The following is a 7,580-nucleotide window of genomic DNA, read 5'->3' as shown; positions in this document are numbered from 1 at the left end:
CAACCATTAAATCCGTATACCCAATAAAGCAAAGACAGCAATAACAGTCACAACGAAAAAGGGCGCTCATTGAGCGCCCTTTGACTGGCTGATCTTGCGATCAGTTTTCCTGTGCCGGTGGTCAGTTCCAACCCACGCGGTCAAAGATTTTAACTGCCGTCACCTGATGCTCGCCCAAGGCGCTTGCATTAATGGTGTCTTCTTTGAAGTCTCCCATCGCCTCAAGTACGGAGTCTGTTTCCGCGCCCTCAACCACAGAATATTCGTGGTTTGCTTCGACAAAATACTTCTGTGCCTCAGGCTCCGTCAGGTACTCTAGAAATGCAATTGCATTAGCACGGTTAGGTGCATGCTTTAATACACCCGCACCACTGATGTTAACGTGTGCTCCGTATCCGCCTTCTTCCTGATTCGGGAACAATACACCCACCGCTTTCACGCTTTCATCGCCTTCAGCCTGCAAACGCGCAACATAATAGGTATTTACGATACTGATCCGACACTCACCCGACGCCACTGCACGAATATTAGAAACGTCATTGCCTTGTGGTTTCTTCAGCAGGTTATCCATCACCCCTTGTGCCCACGCCTCTGCGGCTTCTTCACCATCGTGTTCAACCAATGATGCCAGCAATGAAATATTGTAAATGTTAGATGATGAACGAACGCAGATCTGCTTGCTGAACTTTGGGTCAGCCATATCTTCATAGGAATTCAGGCCTTCAGGCAGACCGCGCTCTTTGTTGTAAATAATAATTCGCGCACGCTTCGACAAGCCGTACCACAAGCCATCCGGATGACGGAGGTGAGCGGGAATACGAGCATCCAGCACGTCTGATTCTACCGGACTGAAAATGCCACGCTGCTCCGCGCGAAATAGGCGCCCCGCATCGACCGTTACCAGAATATCGGCTGGAGAGTATTTGCCTTCGTTAACGATTCGTTCAATCAGAGTATCACTTGGTGCTTCGATCAGATTGACCTTCACGCCTGTGCGCTTTTCGAAGTTTTCATACAAAGCGATGTCTGTGTCGTAGTGACGCGCGCTGTAAATATTCACCACGTCAGCAGCAAACACAGGTAGGCTCAGTGCTACAGCCATCGTGCTGGCTAGCAGTTTTCTGCTAAAAGAAATCATACGTTCTCCAGATTTATTTAAATAGAAAGACGCCGGTCTGGTTCGCGATCAAATCCACGCGATCCCCCAGCTGATACTGACTCACATCATCGATCAGTACTCTCAATGGCTCAGTTGCAGATGGCGTATTGTTGTTAGTAAGAAAAGCCAGCCAATCGTGGCCAATATATCTGAGACCGGAAATAACGACGTCCGACTTTTCATTTTTTTTCAAACTTAATCCTTTTGGCCTGACCACAAGGGTGTGTGCGTCGCGATAGCTACTCAATCGCTCAGCCTCTGCCTGAATTCTGCCGAACGCAGTATCAAACCCATGTTCATCTGCTGCAGTAATAGCCAGTCGTTGAGACCCGCCGAACAGTGTCGCCACGGCCACGGTCGCGGGTGACTCAAACACTTCTTGCGGAGTCCCGACCTGCGCAATCACACCCTGATCGAGCACGGCAATGCTGTCTGCCATTTCCATTGCTTCGTCAGGATCATGAGTAACCAGAAGGGCCGTCGTACCTTTTTCTTTGATAGTACGGCGAGCCGCTTCCCGTAATGTCCGGCGCAGCGTGATGTCGATACTCGCGTAGGGTTCGTCCATCAGCAGAATTTTTGGTTCCGGTGCCAATGAACGCACCAGTGCAATTCGCTGTTGCTGTCCACCAGACAATTGATGCGGATAGCGCTGTCCATATTCGTCCAAGCCAACCAGCTCGAGAAGCTCTTTCACTTTTTCCTGCTGCTCGCGTCGGCTCAGATCCCGAATACCGAAGGCAATGTTTTCTGCCACTGTCATATTCGGAAACAGTGCATTCTCCTGAAACATCAGCCCCACCGGGCGAGCTTCCGGGGGCGGGTGCAGACCATCATTCGCCAGCACTTCATTATCCACGTGGATCTCACCACGCTGAACTTTCTCCAACCCAGCGGCAAGGCGGAGCAGGGTGCTTTTGCCACCGCCCGATGGCCCCAATAAACAAGTAATCTGACCAGGCTCGACGGCAAAATCCAGCTCGTGAAGTACGGGAGTAGCACCGTAACTGTGGCTTATCTGAGAAAAAACTAACGGCATACAGGCGGGCTCGAATAACAGGTGTCACATATGCGAATGGTTCTTTATACTACACCAACCTCACGCGTAATATTAGAGCCGGCATGCAAAACCAACAGACGCAATGGCGTTGGCTAATCAGCAGTTTTCTTATTTCTGTTTTTACGCTTGTTCCCGTTATTGTCATTCTGACCTCCCTGTTCGCTCCAACGACATCAACATGGTCACATATCAGCAGTAGCGTTCTGCCCGGATACGTAGGTAACACTCTGCTCCTGATGGTTCAGGTCGCGCTCTATACCACTGTAATTGGCGTGGGAACGGCGTGGCTCACCGCTGCAACCGAGTTCCCCGGACGTCGAATTCTGACCTGGGCGTTAATGCTGCCACTCGCCGCCCCTGCTTATATCGTCGCCTATGTTTATACCGATCTGCTGGATTACAGTGGCCCGGTGCAGACCCTGATCAGAAGCCTGACTGGCTTGTATGCTGGTGAGTATTACTTTCCTGAAATACGCTCGTTGAGTGGTGCGGCCTTCATTATCAGTCTGGTGCTGTACCCCTATGTGTACCTACTGGTTCGTGTGGCCTTTATCCAACGCTCGGCGACACTTTATGATGCAGCGCGCACCTTGGGGGCCAGTCCGTTTTATGCATTCTGGCGCATCGCCTTACCAGCAGCCCGACCCGCCTTAGTGGGTGGCCTAGCATTGGTCTTGATGGAAACGCTGGCGGATTACGGCACGGTTGATTACTTCGCCGTACCCACCTTCTCGACGGGCATATTCCGAACCTGGTTTTCAATGGGGGATAAGGCTGCGGCACTGAAGTTAGCGGCGGTCATGTTCAGCTTTGTTGTTCTGCTCATCGTGATCGAAAAGTACAACCGGCGCCCGTCTCAGGCTCAAGCCATCGCCCGCGACGGTAACCTTCAGCGCACCCAGCTGACAGGCCTAGTAGCAGCAGGCGCGACATTACTGTGCGTTCTGCCTGTCGTATTGGGCAGCTTGATCCCTGGTGGCACCCTCGCGTATTTCGCACTGACCACAGGTGATCCACTGCTAGGACATGGCTTTACCGGGTTTATCGGCAATAGCCTGCAAGTGGCTTTGTCAGCGACACTGGCCGCTGTCATCATCGCGCTTGTCCTGACGTACGCTAAGCGTCTGACTGACAGCAAAGCCGTGAACCTTTCTATCCAACTATCAACACTGGGTTATGCGCTACCCGGTGCCTTGCTGGCAGTAGGCTTGTTCGCCCCGGTATCGCAATTCGATCGCGCCATCGCTACCTTCTTTGACGAGCAGTTTGATATTCAGACTGGGCTACTACTGACCGGTACGGTTGCCATCGTTGTATATGCTTATGTCGTGCGCTTTCTCACCGTGGCGTTCAACTCGACCAACAGTGGCATGGAAGCTATTCCTCCGATATACGATCAAGCCGCTCGCAGCCTGGGAGCGACTCCATGGCGCGTATTGAAAAGTATCCACCTGCCATTGATGAGCCGCTCAATACTGGCAGCGGGCATCCTTGTCTTCGTCGACAGTATGCGCGAGCTACCCGCTACCTTGCTGTTGCGCCCGTTCGATTTTGAAACGCTGGCGACCCGCGTCTATAAGCTGGCCAGCGATGAGCGCATCGCCGAGGCCTCCACCGCATCTTTACTCATTGTCGTTATCGGCCTCGTGCCTGTCCTGCTGCTCAACAAGCTATCCGATAAGCGCTGACGAGACTGCCGTTCTGATAGCCGAGTCTCGTCCTGATTGTCAGGAGACACACATAGTATCGAATTGAATATTGGCCTCTTTGAACTAAACCTTGAGAACAGGCCAACGTTCACGAGAGGCAGCCCCATGTTTCTGAGGCACACGAGCAAACAGCAGCAAGCTGCCTATATACGACCACAAACCATGGTACTCGGCCTGCTTCTCTTGCTCACACTCGTGACAGTCGGCCAATACTACTTGTCTGAACAGCGCGTGTTTGATCAGTATCAGCAGGCTTCAGGCGAGCAGCAGAGCGCCATCATCGATGAACTCGCCAAGCAGTTCGAAAGGGACTATCACCAGCTACGCTTCCTTTATGCGACTCCACCCATACATGGCATAGTGCGGTCCTCAGGCAACGGCGGTATCGATCCGCTCGACAATACCCGGCAGGCACAATGGAAAGCCCGTCTGGAAACCATCTTTCAAGCTTACATTGAAAATAACGCTCACGCGTTGCAGGCGCGCTATCTGATCAATGACGGCAACTGGTCGGAAATTATTCGTGTGCAGCGCACCGGCAGCAGCACCCGGGTTGCAAACAGTACCGAACTTCAGGAGAAGCGGGGCCGCGATTACGTTGAAATACTGCCCTATATCCGAGCCAACGACTTCTACCTATCCGATATTGAACTGAATAAAGAATACGGGCGCGTTTCCTATCCACATCAATCAGTTTACCGACTCGTCATGCCGATATATGCGCAAGATGGCCATCTTTTCGGCGCACTGGTTCTTAACTTTGACGCCTATTTCCTGCTGTCTCGTCTCAGTAACCTGGCAGCCAATACAAGCAAAGTGTACCTGTACGATCACGATGGCCATATCCTTGTGTCACCCACATCGGGAGAGGCCTTCAGCTTTGAATTCGCAAACGCCACGCTCTGGAGCGACCTGTACAGCGCAGAGCAAAACTCTATTCACCGCGGTACCGCACTCGTATCAGCAAACAGCGACGGAGCGCACTACTACCTGACGCAGCGCCAGCTGAACATGCCCGGCTCCAATGGTGATCGGTTTATCAAGGTTGCCATAGCGACCCCAACGCGGCTTATCCAGCAACAAACGATCTCAGACACGTTGCGGTTCAGCGCCGCCGCCTTAGTTGTTTCTTTCGTACTGAGTGTGCTGTTCCTGTTCTACCAGCGGCAGGTACGTAAAACCTTAAATCTGAGTGATACCGAAGCACGCTTCCGTGCCATTGTGGATGACTCAACGGATGCCATCATAGGGATGCGCACGGACGGAACCATAACAAGCTGGAACAGCGCTGCAACCAGCATCCTGGGTTATAGCAGCCGCCAGATTGAAAACAGTGACTTTACCGAGACCTTTGCCACTGGCGAGCATCAGGAATGGGTCAAAGAAGTGATCGCCAGCGTTGCTGAAGGTGGTCAACCTGAGACATTACGCGTACCTCTTGTCTCAAAAAATCAGCACACTCTGACCACCCAACTCAGCGTATCACCCATCAAAACGGCCAAGGGAGCGGCCATCGGTGTTTCTGCAATCATTCGGGACATCAGCGAACAGGAACGAGCAGAACAACGAATCCGCGATTTAAACACTAACCTCGAAGCCGTCGTCGAACAGAGAACCGAAGAACTCGAGCAGGCACGAAATATGGCACTGTCCGCAAGCCGCGCCAAGAGCCAGTTTATTGCTAATGTCAGCCATGAAATCCGGACACCTCTTAATGGCATTATTGGTATGCTTCAGTTGATTCGCCGCGGCGAACTCAGAGTTCAGGAAAAGCGGTATCTTGATCTTGCAGATACCAGCTCACAATTATTGGCAGCGATCGTTAATGATGTCCTCGATTTTTCAAAGATCGAAGCAGGAAAACTCGATATTGATAATATCCCCTACGACCTCAATCGCTTGATCTCAGATCTGGTGCTATCCATGTCAGTCCCGGCGTCAGAAAAAGGTCTGGAGATCATTCTCGATGTTTCAGAAGTACAGTCACCTTCGCTTTCCGGTGATGCAAACCGTATCCGCCAAATACTCACCAACCTGATTAATAACGCGATCAAGTTTACGCTGAAAGGGCATATTCTTGTACGGCTGACTACGCAGAATACAAACGCAGAAAGCACCACATTGAGCATCGAAGTAGAGGATACCGGTGTCGGTATAAGCAAAGAAAAACTGCCAACCATTTTCGACGCCTTTGTTCAGGAGGATGCGGCGGTAACAAGAGAATTTGGTGGTACAGGCTTGGGACTCACTATTACCAATAAACTCTGTAAGTTAATGGGTGGCAGACTGGATGTTCAGAGCGAAAAAGGATCAGGCACTAAATTCACAGCCACTTTTGTTCAGAAATTGGCAGTAGGTTCAGAAGCTGAAAAACAAAACCCCGATTTTTCCGGGCTCAACTTCCATGTCATTGACCGCTCCGATGATTCAGCGGCAAACCTGGTAAAACTTCTCAAAAGCTGGGGTGCTCAAGCAATCAGCTCACGTCACCCACGGCCTGATGCGCATATCCGGAAAGGTAGCTACATAATCATTGATGCCACTCTGGCCGAAAACTTCGTACCTCATGAAAACGTCGCTGGAGTCATCATCACCGTGCCTCACGTAAAGCGCACAGAGATCGAACTTCCCGACTTGCATGGAGCCTTCCGTTTATCGAAACCCATTACTCCGGTGCAACTGGAGTATGCGGTTCGCCGATTAAAAACAGGATCTGCTGACGAAAAAAGTTCCAATCTGGAGAGCAGCGGTAAAACTGCCGCCCTGGCAGGGCGAAGAATTCTCGCGGTTGACGACAACCAGATTAACCTGGCGGTAATAGAGGGAATGGTGCGTCACCTTGGCGCTGAAGTCGTTTCCGCCGGAAATGGCGTAGAAGCCATCGATATGCTGCGTCGCTCCGGCCACCTGATTGATCTTATCCTTATGGATTGTCAGATGCCTTCCATGGACGGCTATGAGTGTACTCGCCAGATTCGCGGGGGATATGCCGGCGATAGTGCCTGCAGAATCCCTGTCATCGCAATGACTGCAAGTGCTATGGCAGGAGATCGTGAGAAATGCCTGCTCTCCGGTATGGACGATTATTTAGCCAAACCGATTGATAACGAAGAGCTGCGGAAAGCACTGACTCAATGGATGTCAGCCGTCACCTCTGCCGAATATCAGCCTGTAGAGCAGCTGGTGGTTGAAAAAAGCACTGACCTGGATATATACCCCGTGTGGGATAAGCCAACCGTCATGAAGCTGGTAAGTAATCAGGAAGAGCGACTAGGAAGATTAATTGATGTATTTCATGAGGCCAGTGAAGAAAAAGTCGCTAAATTGAAGAGCGCGCTGGCGCGGACTGATACCGCAGAGGTCGTGTCGCTCGCTAAGTTCCTGCAAGGCTCGTCGGCCAGTGTTGCGGCGACGCGGTTGCAACATATCTGCAAAACCCTGGAAGCCGAAGCCCGCGAGGGGCACATGGATACGCTGAAGAAATATAAGCACATGTTTGAGGATGAATACGACAAGCTGGAAGAAGCGTTCAGCGAGTTTCTGAGCAAGCGCAATCAGGCGTGAAACAGACAATGGTCGAGAAATGATTGGTAGTAAACTAAAAGACCACCAAAAAGCCCCGCCGTTACCACTGCTGTCCCACAGTTTTGGG

General features: G+C 51.5%; 4 protein-coding genes. 2 read left to right on the top strand and 2 right to left on the bottom strand.

Annotated features, from left to right (window positions below):
- Window positions 1-121: 121 nt before the first annotated feature.
- Together B3007_RS07325 and B3007_RS07320 are read right to left on the bottom strand one after the other, a co-directional pair.
- Window positions 122-1,138, bottom strand: a complete 1,017-nt coding sequence (locus tag B3007_RS07325) for a Fe(3+) ABC transporter substrate-binding protein (RefSeq protein ID WP_068436754.1) — start codon at window positions 1,136-1,138, stop codon at window positions 122-124.
- A gap of 13 nt (window positions 1,139-1,151) precedes the next feature.
- Window positions 1,152-2,198: an ABC transporter ATP-binding protein gene (locus tag B3007_RS07320; RefSeq protein ID WP_301376854.1), complete on the bottom strand. Its 1,047-nt coding sequence runs from the start codon at window positions 2,196-2,198 to the stop codon at window positions 1,152-1,154.
- Window positions 2,199-2,281: 83 nt separating this feature from the next.
- Between B3007_RS07320 and B3007_RS07315 the strand changes: the two genes are divergently transcribed.
- Entirely contained in the window at window positions 2,282-3,907 is a 1,626-nt protein-coding gene (locus B3007_RS07315; RefSeq protein ID WP_076514336.1) for an ABC transporter permease, read from the top strand.
- Window positions 3,908-4,033: 126 nt separating this feature from the next.
- Window positions 4,034-7,492 (top strand): ATP-binding protein, encoded by a 3,459-nt coding sequence (locus B3007_RS07310; RefSeq protein WP_076514337.1) that lies wholly within the window; start codon window positions 4,034-4,036, stop codon window positions 7,490-7,492.
- Window positions 7,493-7,580: the final 88 nt, after the last annotated feature.

This window comes from Thalassolituus sp. UBA675 (assembly GCF_002297765.1).
GTDB lineage: Bacteria > Pseudomonadota > Gammaproteobacteria > Pseudomonadales > Oceanobacteraceae > Thalassolituus.
This window is presented reverse-complemented; position numbering and strand designations above follow the sequence as displayed.